At 69.5% G+C, this 13,904-nt stretch carries 15 protein-coding genes and 3 pseudogenes; 14 read left to right on the top strand and 4 right to left on the bottom strand.

Going from position 1 to position 13,904, the window contains the following annotated elements:
* Positions 1-97: 97 nt before the first annotated feature.
* Positions 98-199: a putative leader peptide gene (locus SK571_RS46355; RefSeq protein ID WP_406601977.1), complete on the bottom strand. Its 102-nt coding sequence runs from the start codon at positions 197-199 to the stop codon at positions 98-100.
* A gap of 157 nt (positions 200-356) precedes the next feature.
* Between SK571_RS46355 and hemW the strand changes: the two genes are divergently transcribed.
* Complete coding sequence (gene hemW, locus SK571_RS11625) at positions 357-1,565, top strand: radical SAM family heme chaperone HemW (protein ID WP_319984063.1); 1,209 nt, start codon at positions 357-359, stop codon at positions 1,563-1,565.
* On the opposite strand, the gene SK571_RS11630 is transcribed toward hemW, so the two are convergent.
* Positions 1,566-1,760: a hypothetical protein gene (locus SK571_RS11630; RefSeq protein ID WP_319984064.1), complete on the bottom strand. Its 195-nt coding sequence runs from the start codon at positions 1,758-1,760 to the stop codon at positions 1,566-1,568.
* 126 nt (positions 1,761-1,886) lie between these two features.
* On the opposite strand from SK571_RS11630, the gene hrcA reads away from it, so the two are divergent.
* From hrcA to SK571_RS11660, 6 genes are all read left to right on the top strand, one after another.
* On the top strand, positions 1,887-2,909 hold the full coding sequence (gene hrcA / locus SK571_RS11635; protein ID WP_319984065.1) for a heat-inducible transcriptional repressor HrcA: 1,023 nt from the start codon (positions 1,887-1,889) through the stop codon (positions 2,907-2,909).
* Between the two features lie 43 nt (positions 2,910-2,952).
* The gene (gene dnaJ, locus SK571_RS11640) at positions 2,953-4,101 is read left to right on the top strand and encodes a molecular chaperone DnaJ (protein WP_319984462.1); all 1,149 of its coding nucleotides are present in this window, start codon (positions 2,953-2,955) and stop codon (positions 4,099-4,101) included.
* Positions 4,098-4,829, top strand: a complete 732-nt coding sequence (locus SK571_RS11645) for a 16S rRNA (uracil(1498)-N(3))-methyltransferase (RefSeq protein ID WP_319984066.1) — start codon at positions 4,098-4,100, stop codon at positions 4,827-4,829. Before dnaJ ends, SK571_RS11645 begins: the two co-directional genes overlap by 4 nt.
* A 350-nt stretch (positions 4,830-5,179) precedes the next feature.
* Positions 5,180-5,836, top strand: coding sequence for an alpha/beta hydrolase (locus tag SK571_RS11650; protein ID WP_319984067.1), 657 nt, complete (start codon positions 5,180-5,182; stop codon positions 5,834-5,836).
* A 9-nt stretch (positions 5,837-5,845) separates the two neighbouring features.
* Positions 5,846-6,436 (top strand): TetR/AcrR family transcriptional regulator, encoded by a 591-nt coding sequence (locus SK571_RS11655; RefSeq protein ID WP_319984068.1) that lies wholly within the window; start codon positions 5,846-5,848, stop codon positions 6,434-6,436.
* An 8-nt stretch (positions 6,437-6,444) separates the two neighbouring features.
* Entirely contained in the window at positions 6,445-6,762 is a 318-nt protein-coding gene (locus tag SK571_RS11660; RefSeq protein WP_319984069.1) for a histidine triad nucleotide-binding protein, read from the top strand.
* On the opposite strand, the gene SK571_RS11665 is transcribed toward SK571_RS11660, so the two are convergent.
* Both SK571_RS11665 and SK571_RS11670 read right to left on the bottom strand, forming a co-directional pair.
* A complete protein-coding gene (locus SK571_RS11665; protein WP_319984070.1) occupies positions 6,759-7,541 on the bottom strand; it encodes a GNAT family N-acetyltransferase in 783 nt (260 codons plus the stop codon). The two genes, SK571_RS11660 and SK571_RS11665, sit on opposite strands and share 4 nt — an antisense overlap.
* Positions 7,542-7,552: 11 nt before the next feature.
* A complete protein-coding gene (locus SK571_RS11670) occupies positions 7,553-8,299 on the bottom strand; it encodes a GNAT family N-acetyltransferase (RefSeq protein ID WP_319984071.1) in 747 nt (248 codons plus the stop codon).
* Positions 8,300-8,444: 145 nt separating this feature from the next.
* On the opposite strand from SK571_RS11670, the pseudogene SK571_RS11675 reads away from it, so the two are divergent.
* The 7 genes and pseudogenes from SK571_RS11675 to era form a co-directional block, all read left to right on the top strand.
* A pseudogene (locus SK571_RS11675) lies at positions 8,445-9,137 on the top strand (PhoH family protein); the annotation flags it as partial.
* Between the two features lie 570 nt (positions 9,138-9,707).
* A pseudogene (locus tag SK571_RS11680) lies at positions 9,708-9,890 on the top strand (hypothetical protein); the annotation flags it as partial.
* Between the two features lie 330 nt (positions 9,891-10,220).
* Positions 10,221-10,577 (top strand): annotated as a pseudogene (locus SK571_RS11685) (PhoH family protein); the annotation flags it as partial.
* A gap of 5 nt (positions 10,578-10,582) precedes the next feature.
* Positions 10,583-11,128 carry an rRNA maturation RNase YbeY gene (gene ybeY, locus SK571_RS11690; protein WP_030474423.1) on the top strand — a complete coding sequence of 182 codons (546 nt, stop codon included), beginning with the start codon at positions 10,583-10,585 and terminating at the stop codon, positions 11,126-11,128.
* Between the two features lie 4 nt (positions 11,129-11,132).
* Positions 11,133-12,422, top strand: a complete 1,290-nt coding sequence (locus tag SK571_RS11695; RefSeq protein ID WP_319984072.1) for a hemolysin family protein — start codon at positions 11,133-11,135, stop codon at positions 12,420-12,422.
* Positions 12,415-12,747 carry a cytidine deaminase gene (locus SK571_RS11700; protein WP_319984073.1) on the top strand — a complete coding sequence of 111 codons (333 nt, stop codon included), beginning with the start codon at positions 12,415-12,417 and terminating at the stop codon, positions 12,745-12,747. Before SK571_RS11695 ends, SK571_RS11700 begins: the two co-directional genes overlap by 8 nt.
* Positions 12,748-12,891: 144 nt before the next feature.
* Positions 12,892-13,788 (top strand): GTPase Era, encoded by an 897-nt coding sequence (era, locus tag SK571_RS11705; protein WP_266042531.1) that lies wholly within the window; start codon positions 12,892-12,894, stop codon positions 13,786-13,788.
* Positions 13,789-13,904 lie beyond the last annotated feature (116 nt).

Genomic DNA, 13,904 nt, shown 5'->3' on the forward strand with positions numbered 1-13,904 from the left:
GGTTTCGAGGCGCTCAGTGCGCGTGCGAGCCCGGAGGTGCTTGTGGTGGGGGCCTCGTCAGCGCGCCGAGCGCTGACGGGAACAAATCAGCGCGCGGTCATGCCGAACGACGGCACATCGCGCTGGAGACACGACGGAAGTCGACGTGGCGGCGGGCCACGAGGCGGACTCCAGTCGAATGCATGACCTCAGTGTGCATGTCGTCCAGTGCGTGGTCCACCGCCAACCGAATGCTGGGATCGACGAGGGGAAGTTGACATCTTAGGCCGGTTTCACTCCGTAATTATTCTGTCACCGACAGATACTTTCCCTGGTCGAACACCGCCATTCGGGCCGTGTAGGGGACACTGGGAGTCATGCCCTCCGCTTTGCCCGATGGCGAGCCCGCGCCCGCCGACGGTTCGCTTCCTCCTTCCGCTCTCGCCGGTGTCGGCTCGCGCCCCTTCGGCGTCTACGTGCACGTGCCGTTCTGCGCGACCCGTTGCGGCTACTGCGACTTCAACACCTACACGCCCGGCGAGCTGGGTTCCTCCGCGTCACCGCAGTCGTGGCTGGAGGGCCTGCGCCGCGAACTGGACCTGGCCGCGTCCGTCCTCGGGTCCGCCGTGCCCGCCCAGACCGTGTTCGTCGGCGGTGGCACGCCGTCCCTGCTGGGCGCCTCGGGTCTCGGCGACGTGCTGGACGCGGTGCGGCAGTCGTTCGGCCTGGCTCCCGACGCCGAGGTGACGACGGAGTCGAACCCCGAGTCGACCTCTGTTCCGTTCTTCGAAGGCATCCGGGACGCCGGCTACACGCGCGTGTCCCTGGGGATGCAGTCGGCCGCGCGGCACGTTCTCGCCGTCCTGGACCGCAAGCACACGCCCGGCCGTCCGGGTGAAGCCGCACTGGAGGCCCGTGAAGCCGGGTTCGAGCACGTGAACCTGGACCTGATTTATGGCACACCGGGGGAACGACCCTCGGATCTGGCCGAATCCCTCGACGCCGTGCTGGCCGCGGGCGTCGACCACGTGTCCGCCTACGCGTTGATCGTGGAGGACGGCACCGGCCTCGCCCGCCGCATCCGCCGCGGCGACCTGCCCATGCCCGACGACGACGTGCTGGCCTCGTCGTACGAGATGGTCGACTCGGTGCTGAGCGGCGCGGGCTTCTCCTGGTACGAGGTGTCGAACTGGGCGACGTCCGCGCAGGCGCAGTGCCGGCACAACGTCCTTTACTGGAAGGGCGCCGACTGGTGGGGCTTCGGCCCCGGCGCGCACAGCCACGTGGGCGGGGTGCGCTTCTGGAACGTGAAGCACCCCGCGCGCTACTCGGCCCTGCTGGCCGAGGGCAAGTCGCCCGCCGCAGGCCGCGAGACGTTGGCGGCCGAGGACCAGCGCGTCGAACGGGTGCTGCTGGAACTGCGCCTCGCCGAAGGCCTGCCGATGGACGTGCTGGACGACGCCGGCCGCGAGGAGGCGAAGCAGGCGATCGCCGACGGACTCCTCGAACCGCACGACGACCGCTGCGTGCTGACCGACCGCGGACGGCTGCTCGCCGACGCCGTGGTCAGGCGCCTGCTTCCCTGATCAGCGGGCGCGCAGGTCGTGCTGACTGCGCACCTCGGTGATCTTCTGTCCGTCTTTGTCGTACGTCACCGTGCCCCACCAGAGCCCGTCCTCCCTGCGGGCCTCTTCCCAGACGACCGAGCCCTTCCACCACTCGTCGTCGCTGAGCACCAGGCATGGCTTGCCGGGTGGCCGCAGCCACACAACGTTGTCCACGTTTGGACCCTAGCGATCGCCACCGACAAAAAACCGGAGGCCGGATCGAGCACGACTTCAGAGCGCGCACCAGGCAGGAAACGGGCTGGGTAAACTCGGGAGCAGTGGACATGGAGGTGAACAGCGGTGAACGCCGACGAGCGTCGTTTCGAGGTGCTTCGCGCCATCGTTGCCGACTACGTGTCCAACCAGGAGCCCGTGGGGTCGAAAGCCCTGGTCGACCGGCACAACCTGGGTGTGTCGAGCGCGACCGTGCGCAACGACATGGCCGCGCTGGAGGACGAGGGGTACATCGCCCAGCCGCACACCAGCGCGGGGCGCGTGCCGACCGACAAGGGCTACCGGCTCTTCGTCGACAAGCTGAGCGAGATCAAGCCGCTCTCGCAGGCCGAGAGGCGGGCCATCCGCAGCTTCCTCGACGGCGCGATCGACCTCGACGACGTGATGCGCCGCAGCGTGCGGTTGCTCGCGCAGCTGACCCGGCAGGTGGCGGTGATCCAGGTGCCGACGCTGTCGCGTGCGGCCGTGCGTCACCTGGAGGTGCTGCCGATCACGCCGTCGCGGCTGATGCTGGTGCTCATCACCGACACCGGCCGCGTCGACCAGCGGATCGTCGAGCTCGGGGACGTGATCAGCGAGGAGCACACGGCCCAGCTGCGCGGTGTGCTGAACCAGGCGATGGCGGGGCAGCGGCTGGCCGAGGCGAGTGCCAAGGTCGCCGAGCTGCCCGACGAGGTACCGTCGAACCTGCGCGATCCGATGCTGCGAGTCGCTACTGTGCTCATCGAGACGCTGGTGGAGCACCCCGAGGAACGGCTGGTGCTCGGCGGTACCGCGAACCTCACGCGCAGCATCACCGACTTCCCGGGCTCGCTGCGGCAGGTGCTGGAGGCGCTGGAGGAGCAGGTCGTCGTGCTCAAACTGCTCGCCGCCTCCCGCGACCCCGGTCGCGTGCTGGTGCGCATCGGCGAGGAGAACGAGGCCGCCGAGATGCGCAGCACTTCCGTGGTGTCCATCGGCTACGGCAGCCGTGACAACCCGCTCGGGGGCCTCGGCGTCGTCGGACCGACGCGCATGGACTACCCCGGGACCATGGCCGCCGTGCGCGCGGTCGCCAACTATGTCGGTGAGATCCTGACCGGTCGTTGACCAGAAACGTCTTGCACTTGAGATGAACACGAAAGCGAACAAGGTGGCCAGGGATTACTACGGCATCCTCGGTGTCTCGCAGAACGCGACACAGGATGAGATCAAGCGCGCCTATCGCAAGCTCGCGAGGCAGCTGCACCCGGACGTCAATCCCAACGAGGAGGCCCGCTTCAAGGAGGTGACGGCCGCCTACGAGGTGTTGTCGAACCCCGAGAAGCGCCGCATCGTCGACCTGGGAGGCGACCCGCTCGACTCGGGCGGCGGTGGCCGCGCGGGTGGCGACCCGTTCGCGGGCTTCGGCCTCGGCGACATCATGGACGCCTTCTTCGGTGCCTCGCCCGGTGGTGGCCGGGGGCCGCGCAGCCGCGTGCAGCCCGGTTCCGACGCGCTGATCCGGCTCGACATGACGCTGGAGGAGTGCGCGGCGGGTACCACCCGTGAGCTGACCGTCGACACGGCGATCCTGTGCGACCGCTGTCACGGCGCCGGCACCCAGAACAACTCCAAGCCCGTCCAGTGCGACACCTGCCACGGCCGCGGCGAGGTGCAGTCGGTGCAGCGCTCGTTCCTCGGCCAGGTCGTCACGTCGCGCCCGTGCCCGGTGTGCCGCGGCTACGGCGAGGTCATCCCCGACCCGTGCCAGCAGTGCGCCGGTGACGGCCGCACGCGGTCGCGTCGCACGATCTCGGTGAACATCCCCGCCGGTGTCGCCGAGGGCATGCGCGTGCGCCTCGCGGGCCAGGGCGAGGTCGGCCCCGGCGGTGGCCCGGCCGGCGACCTCTACGTCGAGGTCGAGGAGCACCCGCACGAGATCTTCGAACGCGACGGCGCCGACCTGCACTGCATCGTCCAGATCCCGATGACGACGGCCGCCCTGGGCGCCACGTTGCCGTTGAAGACCCTGGACGGCGAGGAAGAACTGCAGATCGACCCGGGCACGCAGCCGGGCACGCAGCTCGTCATGACCGGCCGCGGCATGCCGAAGCTGCGGTCCACCGGCCGTGTCGACGGTCGCGGCGACCTGCACGTGCACCTCGAGGTCGTCGTGCCGACCAAGCTCGACGCCGCACAGGCCTCGTTGCTGCGCGACCTGGCCGAGATGCGCGGGGAGAACGAACCCTCCCTGTCCCACAACGGCAAGGGCGGCGGCGGGCTGTTCTCCCGCCTGCGCTCCTCGCGCGGCCACCGGTGACCCTGCCGGTCTTCCTCGTCGAGGCGTTGCCCTCCGGTGAGGAGTTCGTGCTCGACGGCCCGGAAGGCCGGCACGCCGCCACCGTGAAGCGGTTGCGCGCGGGCGAGGAACTCGTCCTGTCGGACGGTTCCGGTGCCCAGGTGCGCTGTTCCGTGGTGGCGGTGGAGAAGGACGCCCTGGCGTTGCGCGTGGTCGAGCGCTGGGTCGAGCCCGAACCGGCACCGCGCGTCGTGCTCGCCCAGGCCCTGGTGAAGGGCGACCGGGGTGAGCTGGCGGTCGAGCTCGCCACCGAGGCCGGTGTGGACGGCGTGGTGCCGTGGCGCGCGGCCCGGTGCGTGGCGAAGTGGGAGGACGGCCCGCGCGGCGCGAAAGCGCTGGGGCGCTGGCGGTCCACGGTTCGCGAGGCGGCCAAGCAGGCCCGCCGCGCGCGAGTGCCGTTCGTCGACGAACCCGTGAGCACGAACCAGCTCTCTCATCGCGTGTCATCGTCGGCGCTCACTCTCGTGTTGCACGAAAGCGCGACCGAACGGCTCGCGGACGTCGCGCTGCCCGATTCCGGGGACGTGCTGCTCGTCGTGGGTCCCGAAGGCGGAATCACGCCTGAGGAACTCGACGCGTTGCGATCTTCGGGTGCCCGGATCGTCCGATTGGGACCAACCGTTCTGCGTGCATCTACCGCTGCGGCGGTTGCTCTTGGTGCCATCGGGGTACGTACTACTAGGTGGTGACCCCGATCACTCCCAAGGTGAACATCGGATGGATTGGCTTGACGCAAGTTGTAGCGAACCGCAGGCGGTTGGGGTTACTCTTGTTCGCAGTGGGGCTGATTGGTCTATCCGGAAACGGAGTAGACGATTAGACCTTCTGACCAAAAGACTCGCCGGACACCTCCCCCCTCGGTCCGGCGTCGGCGCCTCGCGGCGAAGCGACCCCCAGGCTTCGGACCGCGAGGCGCCCCTTTTGGTTTCCAGGCCTGTTTGCGCGGTGCCGTTCCGGCCGCCTGGCCTGCGGGTTCGTCACTCCCTATCGAACCGGCGCGCTTCTCGGCGAATTCTTGTCGTTCACGTAAGTTCTGCGTGTGCAGCGAATTGCTTACGGTGACCATCCCAGTCAGTTCGGCGAGCTTTACGTTCCCGGGACCGCGACTCAGGGTGCCGTTGTCGTCATTCACGGTGGTTTTTGGCACCAGCGCTACGGCCTCGAACTCGGCCGCCCACTTGCCGACGTGCTCGTCGCAGAAGGATTTGTCGTCTGGAACATCGAATACCGGCGGGTGAGCGGCGGCGGAGGGTGGCCGCAGACCGGTGAGGACGTGCTCGCCGCCATCGACGCCGTCGACATCGGGCCTGTCGTGACGCTCGGGCACAGCGCCGGTGGCCACCTCGCTGTGTGGGCGGCCAAGCACAGCGCGCGAGTGGTCGGAGCGGTCGCCCAGGCGGCGGTGCTGGACTTCACGAAGCACATCACGCCGCGGGCGCTGGAGCTGTGCACCCAGGAGCAGTTCGCGCAGGCCTCGCCGGCCGCGCTGATCCCCATCGGCAAGCCGGTGGTGTGCGTGCACGGTGACCAGGACGAGGACGTGCCGGTCGAGCAGTCGATCGGGTTCTGCGCCGCCGAGCCGCAGGCGGAGCTCGTCGTGGTCGGGGGAGCCGGCCACATGGACATGATCACGCCGGGCACCGAGTCGTGGGAGAGGTGCCGCGCGGCTGTCGTCCGGCTCGCGCGCGACTGCTAAAAAGGGCCGGTGCCGAAGGTTGTCGACCACGACGAACGCCGCCGGGAACTCGCTGAGGCAGTGTGGCGCATCGTCCAGCGAGACGGGATAGACCACGCGTCCGTGCGTGCCGTCGCCGCGGAGTCCGGCTGGTCGAGCGGGTCGCTGCGCCACTACTTCCCGACGCAGGACGCGTTGCTGGGATTCGCGATGGAGCTCGCGTACCGGCGGTTCATCGCGCGGCTCGAGAAGATCGACACCACCGCCGGCAACCGGGAGGTGCTGCGGTCCTTCGCGCACGAGATGCTGGCGCTGGACGACGACCGCCGGGTCGAGGCCGCGGTGCTGCTGTCGTTCCTGCCGCGGGCGATGGTCGAGCCGTCGTTGCACGAGCTGGAACGCATCGGCACACGCGAGTTGTACGACGGGGTCGCACGCGTTCTCGTCGCGGCGCAGGAAGCCGGTGAGCTGCGGGCCGGCGTCGTGCCGATGAAGGCCGCGCGGCGGTTCATCGTGCTGATCGACGGGCTCAACATCCACCACGGGCTCGGCCCCGACGAGCTCACGGTCGACGACATGGTCGAGGCCGTCGACGAGCAGCTGGACCGGCTGTTCGTTTAGCTTGGGGCATGTCCTGTCTGTTCTGCCGGATCGTCGACGGTGAGATTCCCGCGAGGATCGTGCACGAGACCAAGACGACGCTCGCGTTCCGCGACATCCAGCCCAAGGCGCCCGTGCACGTGCTGCTCATCCCGCGCGACCACGTGCCGAACGCCGTCGACCTGACCGGTGACCAGCTCGGCGACCTCTTCGCCGCCGCGAAGGAGGTCGCCGACGCCGAGGGCGTGGCCGAGTCGGGCTACCGGCTGCTCTTCAACACCGGCCCGGACAGCGGACAGGAGGTCTTCCACGCCCACCTGCACCTGCTGGGCGGCCGACGTCTCTAGCCCAGCGCCTGCAGCAGCGGAGCGCGGTAGCGGGTGCGGTCACCCGGCAGTTGCTCGGCACCGCGGACCATCCAGGTGGCCTCACCCCACGACTCCAGGCCGTTCTCGCGCACGAACGCGATGACCTCGGGGTCGTGCACGTCGACGCGCACGCTGGGATCGCCGGCGGCGCAGTCGGCGATGAGCGCGCACGCGTCGGCGGGGGAGTCCGCGATGACCGGGCCGATCAGCTTCCGGCCTTCGCGCACCTGCCACGAGCCCGCGACGCCGCGCTCGGAGATCCGGACCGTGCCCATCCTGAGCAGCGACTCCCACAGGTACGGCCGGGTGAGGCCGGTGACCTTGGTGTCGAGCGCGACGAGATCGTCGAGGTCGGCGGAGGTCGCGAAGTGCGACACGCCGGATGCCGGTCCGGTGAACGTCCCGGCGTGGATGTCGGTGAAGCCGACGGCGTGGAAACCCAGCTGCTCGTAGAGCGGGCGGCCCATCGACGTCGCGAACAACGTCGAGACACCCGTGTCCAGCACGTGTGACACCAAGCGGCGGGCGTGGCCCTGGCGCGCGGCGCGTTCGGCGACCAGCACCATGCTGACCGACGCCAGCTCCGGATAGCGCGTCACGATCGTCGTGCCGACGAGGCCCTGCTCGTCGAACAGTCCCCAGCCCTCGCCGTACGTGAGCAGGAACTCCCACTTGCTCTCCTCGCGCGGCCACGACCGGCTTTCCGCCAGGTCGGAGCACGCGGGGATGTCGTCCAAGGTCAGTCGTCGCAGTTCCACAGTTTCCCCAGTCATCCCAGCGCGAGCGACGCGGGCGCGAAGTACCGCCCGCGGTCGCCGCCGACGTCGTCGACGCCGTGCACCATCAGCGCGCAGCCCCCGCGCATCTCGTAACCCTCGCCCGACAGGAACGCCGTCACGTCCGGGTCGCTCACGTCGACGCGGGACGGCCCGGCGCCGGCGGCCACGTCAGCAATGATCTCGCACGCCGCCGCCGCGTTCGGTGCTACGAGCGGACCGATGACCAACGTCTCATCCATGCGCCGCGTGCAGACGAAACCGTCCTTCGCGACGTGGGGCGTGTACGCCGATGACGGACCGAACACATGCGCCCAGAACGCCTCACGCGTGAACCCGCTCGCCGCCCGGTCCAGCGCCACCACCGCGGGCAGGTCATCAGGCGTCGCCGGACGTGTCACGCCGGTCGCCGCGCCGCCGAGCTCGCCGTGGTACGCCGCCGCACGCCCGACCGAGTGAAAGCCGAGCCGCTCGTACAGCGGCTGACCCATCGCGGTCGCGTACAGGACCGACGGACCCGCATCCAACACGTTGGACATCAGCGCGCCCGCGATGCCTCTGCGTTCGGCCCACGAACCGACCAGCACGCCGCTGATCGCCTGCATCTCGGGATACGGCGTGACCAGGGTCGTGCCGAGCAACCCGGTCCCGTCGAAGGCGCCGAAGCCCGGACCGAGGGCCAGCAGCATCTCCCACTGCGCGGGCGTCCAGCTCCAACCCCGGTCCGTCACCAGCTTCATGCACTCGGGTACGTCCTCAACGCCAAGCCTGCGGATCTCCACAGCTCCCGAGCACACACCGTGAGCAAAGCGGTAGCCACTCATTTTCGGCCGGACTAGCATCGACGGCACCAGATCCGAGCGACAGGAAGCAGGCCGGGGCCACGTGGCCGAAGAAAACCAGCAGAGCAACAAGGAAGGTCAGTCCCGGTTCGCCGTGCCGGAAGGCGCGGTGCTCACGCTGCTCGGGTCGCGCGACGAGAACCTCCGCCTCGCGGAGGAACTGCTCGACGCCGACGTGCACGTGCGCGGGAACGAGATCACCTTGTCCGGCGACCCCGCCGACGTGGCCTTCGCCGAACGCGTCTTCTCCGAGCTCATCACCCTCGCGGGCCGTGGCCAGCCCATCGACCAGAACGCCGTCCGCCGCATCGTCGCGATGCTCAGCGCGAACGACGTCGAGTCGCCCGCCGAGGTCCTGAGCCTCGACATCGTCAGCCGCCGAGGCCGCACGATCAGGCCGAAGACGCTGAACCAGAAGCACTACGTCGACGCGATCGACAAGAACACGATCGTGTTCGGCATCGGCCCCGCCGGCACCGGCAAGACGTACCTCGCCATGGCCAAGGCCGTGCAGGCGCTGCAGGCCAAGCAGGTCAACCGCATCATCCTCACCCGCCCGGCCGTCGAGGCGGGCGAGCGCCTGGGCTACCTGCCCGGCACGCTCTACGAGAAGATCGACCCGTACCTGCGCCCGCTCTACGACGCGCTGCACGACATGGTCGACCCGGAGTCGATCCCGCGCCTCACGCAGGCGGGCACGATCGAGGTCGCACCGCTGGCTTACATGCGTGGCCGCGCCCAGCCGATCTTCACCCCGGTCCTGACCCCGGACGGCTACCGGCCGATCGGATCGCTGCAGGTCGGTGACCTCGTCATCGGCTCCAACGGCGAGCCGACCCCGGTGCTGGGCGTCTACCCGCAGGGTGAGAAGGACGTCTACCGCGTCACGGCACAGGACGGTTCGTCGACGCTCGCCTGCGGTGAGCACCTCTGGACCGTTCGGACGGCGTCCGACCGGCGCCGGAACAAGCCGTGGCGAGTGCTCGAGACCAAGGAGATGATCGGCAACCTGCGGGCGGCACACGCCCGGCGGTACGAGCTGCCGCTCCTCAGCGCACCGGTGTGCCTGCCGGAACGCGAAGTGCCGATGAACGCGTACGCGCTCGGCCTGCTGCTGGGCGACGGGTGCATCACGGGCTCGACGACGCCGTCGTTCTCGACCGCTGACCCGGCACTCGCCTTCGCACTGCAGATCGCGCTGGAGCCGGACATCGCGGTGATGAAGAAGTCCCAGGTCGACTACACGATGCGGCGCATCAGGACGCCTGGCGACGTCATCACGATCGCGAATCCCGTGACTGCCGTGATGCGCGAGCTGGGACTGCACGGCACCCGTTCGCACACCAAGTTCGTGCCCGAGCTCTACCTGCACAACAGCGCGGACGTGCGTCTCGCCGTCCTGCAGGGCCTGCTCGACTCGGACGGCGGCCCGGTCACCCAGCTCGGCCGCACCTGCCGCGTCCAGTACACGACGACGTCGGAGCGGCTGCGGGACGACGTGGTCGCACTGGTCCGCTCGCTCGGCGGCGTCGCCTACTGGCGCTGCCGTCCGGCCGAGGGACGCAAGCCGGGCAGGGCGAAGGGCCGTGACGTCGGTTACCGCCACGACGCGTACGTCCTCGACATCAGGCTGCCCGAGGGCGTCGAACCGTTCCGGCTCAAGCGCAAGCGGGAGAAGTACCACGCGGCCGGTGGCGGCGGGCGTCCGATGCGGTTCATCGACAGCATCGAGCCCGCAGGCCGGACGGAGACGGTGTGCATCCAGGTGGCGGCGCAGGACTCCCTGTACGTCACCGAGGACTACCTGCTGACGCACAACACGCTCAACGACGCGTTCATCATCCTCGACGAGGCGCAGAACACGACGCCCGAGCAGATGAAGATGTTCCTCACCCGCCTCGGCTTCGGCTCCAAGGTGGTCGTCACGGGTGACATCACCCAGGTCGACCTCCCGGGCGGGCAGCGCAGCGGTCTGCGGGTCGTCAGGGACATCCTCGAAGGCGTCGACGACGTGCACTTCTCGGTGCTGACCAGCCAGGACGTGGTGCGCCACCGCCTGGTCGGCGACATCGTCGACGCGTACGACAAGTGGCAGGTCCAGCAGGACCTCGTCGACCAGAACGGGCAGCACCACGGACCCGGTGCACGCCGGGGGAACCAGCGGCGAGGACGATAGGCGCCGTGAGCATCGAGATCGCCAACGAGTCGGGTGTCGGAGTCGACGAGGGTTCCATCGTCTCCGCCGCCCGCTTCGCGCTGGACCGCATGGGCGTGAGCCCGCTGGCCGAACTGTCCGTCCTGCTCGTGGAGCTGGACGTGATGGCCGACCTGCACGAGCGCTGGATGGACCTGCCGGGTCCGACGGACGTCATGGCCTTCCCCATGGACGAGCTGGACTCCGCGCGCCGCCCCGACGCTGCGGGCCTCGGGCCCGCGCTGCTCGGGGACATCGTGCTGTGCCCCGCGTTCGCCAAGGACCAGGCCAAGAAGGCGGGCCACGGCCTGCTGGACGAGCTGCACCTGCTGACCGTGCACGGCGTGCTGCACCTGCTCGGCTACGACCACGCCGAGCCCGCCGAGGAACGTGAGATGTTCACGTTGCAGAACCGCATCCTCGGCGACTTCCGCACCGCCCGTGACGAGGCCGAACGGGCCGCGCACCAGCGCAGCACCGACGACAAGGTGCTCGGCGCGGTCGGCCTGGACGAGAAGAACGAAGAAGCCTGACGCGATGACCGCGAACCCTGCCAGTGTGATCGTGCTGGCCGTTCTGCTCGTGCTCGCAGCCGGACTGTTCGCGTGTGTGGATGCCGCTCTCGGCACCGTGTCACGCGCACGGGTGGAGGCCCTGCAACGGCAGGGTCGCTGGGGCACCGGGCAGCTGCTGCACGTCCTGAACGACCGGCCGCGGCACGTCAACCTGTTGTTGCTGCTGCGGCTGGCCTGCGAAATGTCGGCGGCGGTGCTGGCCACGACGGTGTTCCTCGACTTCGTGGCACAGGACGGGCTCGCTGTCCTGTACGCCTGCCTGAGCATGCTCATCGTGTCGTACGTCCTCGTCGGCGTCGGACCGCGCACCATCGGCCGTCAGCACCCGTACGGCGTGAGCCTGCTCGCCGCGGGCACCGTCCGGCAGCTCGGGCGCGTGCTCGGGCCGCTGTCCAAGCTGCTGATCCTCATCGGTAACGCCATCACGCCCGGCAAGGGCTTCCGCGAGGGTCCGTTCAGCTCCGAGGTCGAGCTGCGCGAGCTCGTCGACATGGCGCAGGAACGCGGCGTCGTGGACGAGGGCGAGCGCGAGATGATCCACTCGGTGTTCGAGCTGGGCGACACCATCACGCGCGAGATCATGGTGCCGCGCACCGAGATCGTGTGGATCGAGCAGTCGAAGTCGGTGCGGCAGGCGCTCGCGCTGTCGTTGCGCACGGGCTACACCCGCGTGCCGGTGATCGGCGAAAGCGTCGACGACGTGCTCGGCGTGGTGAACCTCAAGGACCTGATGCGGGCCACGCTCGCCGAGGACGAGGACCCGAAGAACGTCGCCGAGCTGATGCGCCCGATGAGCTTCATCCCGGACTCGAAGCCCATCGCGGACCTGCTGCGCGAGATGCAGGTGTCACGCCGGCACATGGCGATCGTCGTGGACGAGTACGGCGGCACCGCGGGCCTGCTGACCATCGAGGACATCCTCGAGGAGATCGTCGGTGAGATCACCGACGAGTCCGACACCGACGACCGTCCGCCGATCGAGCACCTGGAGGACGGCGCGGTGCGGGTCAGCGCGCGTCTGCCGGTGGACGACCTCGACGCGTTGTTCGGCACCGAGCTCGACGACCACGAGGTCGAGACCGTCGGCGGCCTGCTCGCGCAACGGCTCGGGCGCGTGCCGCTGCCCGGCACCGAGGCGGAGATCGCCGGCCTGCGCATGCGGGCCGAGGGCGGCAAGGACGAACGCGGCCGCATCCGGGTCACCACTGTGCTCGTGCGTCCCGTGCAGAAGGAGACAGAAGAAGATGACTGACGTTGCCCCCGAGGACGCCAAGCTGATCACGCTGGCGCGGTCCGTTCGTGCGCGCAACGGTGCCGAGGAGGGAGCGGCGGTGCGGGACCTCGACGGCCGCACCTACAACGCCTCCACGGTCTCGTTGCCGTCGCTGAAGCTCACCGCGCTGCAGGCGGCCATCGCGGCCGCCGTGTCGAGCGGTGCCGAGGGGCTGGAAGCGGCGGCGGTCGTCACCGAGGCGAACCGGGTGGACGGGGCGTCGCTCGCGGCCGTGCGTGACCTCACGCCCACCGGCCCGGTGCTCCTCGCGAACACTTCCGGCGAGCTGCGCAAGCAGTTCTAGCGAGCCGGGGCCGTGTCGGGCGGTCACCGGCAGTGACTCCGCGGTGCACCGGCCGGCCTGGTCCTGACCGGTCGCGGACGTGACGGAACAGCAGGTTCCGGGACCGGCGACAACCCGGTTGCCGGTCCCAGGGACAATGGACGGATGGATGGTTACCGCTCCGGGTTCGCGTGCTTCGTCGGCCGCCCGAACGCAGGGAAGTCGACGCTGACGAACGCGCTGGTGGGCACGAAGGTCGCCATCACGTCCAGCAAGCCGCAGACGACGCGCCACACGATCCGCGGCATCGTGCACCGCGAGGACGGCCAGCTCGTGCTGGTCGACACGCCCGGTCTGCACCGGCCGCGCACGCTGCTCGGCCAGCGCCTCAACGACCTGGTGCGCGAGACGTGGTCGGAGGTCGACGTCGTCGGCTTCTGCGTGCCCGCGGACCAGAAGGTCGGCCCCGGTGACAAGTTCATCGCCGCCGAGCTGGAGAAGGTCGCCAAGCGCACGCCCGTGGTCGGCATCGTCACCAAGACCGACCTGGTGTCGCAGCAGCAGGTGATGGAGCAGCTGCTCGCGTTGCAGAAGGTCATGGAGTTCGCCGAGATCATCCCGGTGTCCGCCGTCGACGGCTTCCAGGTCGACAAGCTGAGCGACCTGCTGCTGAAGAAGCTGCCCGAGGGCCCGCAGCTGTTCCCGGACGGCGACCTGACCGACGAGCCGGAGCAGACGCTGGTCGCCGAGCTCATCCGCGAGGCGGCGCTGGAGGGCGTGCGCGACGAGCTGCCGCACTCCATCGCCGTGGTGGTCGAGGAGATGCAGGCGCGCGAGGGCCGCAACGACCTGATCGACATCCACGCGTTCGTGTTCGTGGAGCGGCCGTCGCAGAAGGCGATCATCCTGGGCCACCGGGGCGAGCGGCTCAAGCAGGTCGGCATGGCCGCCCGCAAGCAGATCGAGGCGCTGCTGGGCAGCCGCGTGTACCTGGACCTGCACATCAAGATCGCCAAGGACTGGCAGCGGGACCCGAAGCAGTTGCGCCGCCTGGGCTTCTAGTGCCGCGACCACCAGCCTTCACCGCGTCTTCCGGCGCTCAGCAGGGCGCCTCGCGGCACCGCCCCACGCCCCCATACGGTCCAGTATGAGGACGTGGGGACGGCACCACGATGCAC

It is taken from the genome of Lentzea kristufekii (genome assembly GCF_033949925.1).
Taxonomy (GTDB): Bacteria; Actinomycetota; Actinomycetes; order Mycobacteriales; family Pseudonocardiaceae; genus Lentzea; species Lentzea kristufekii.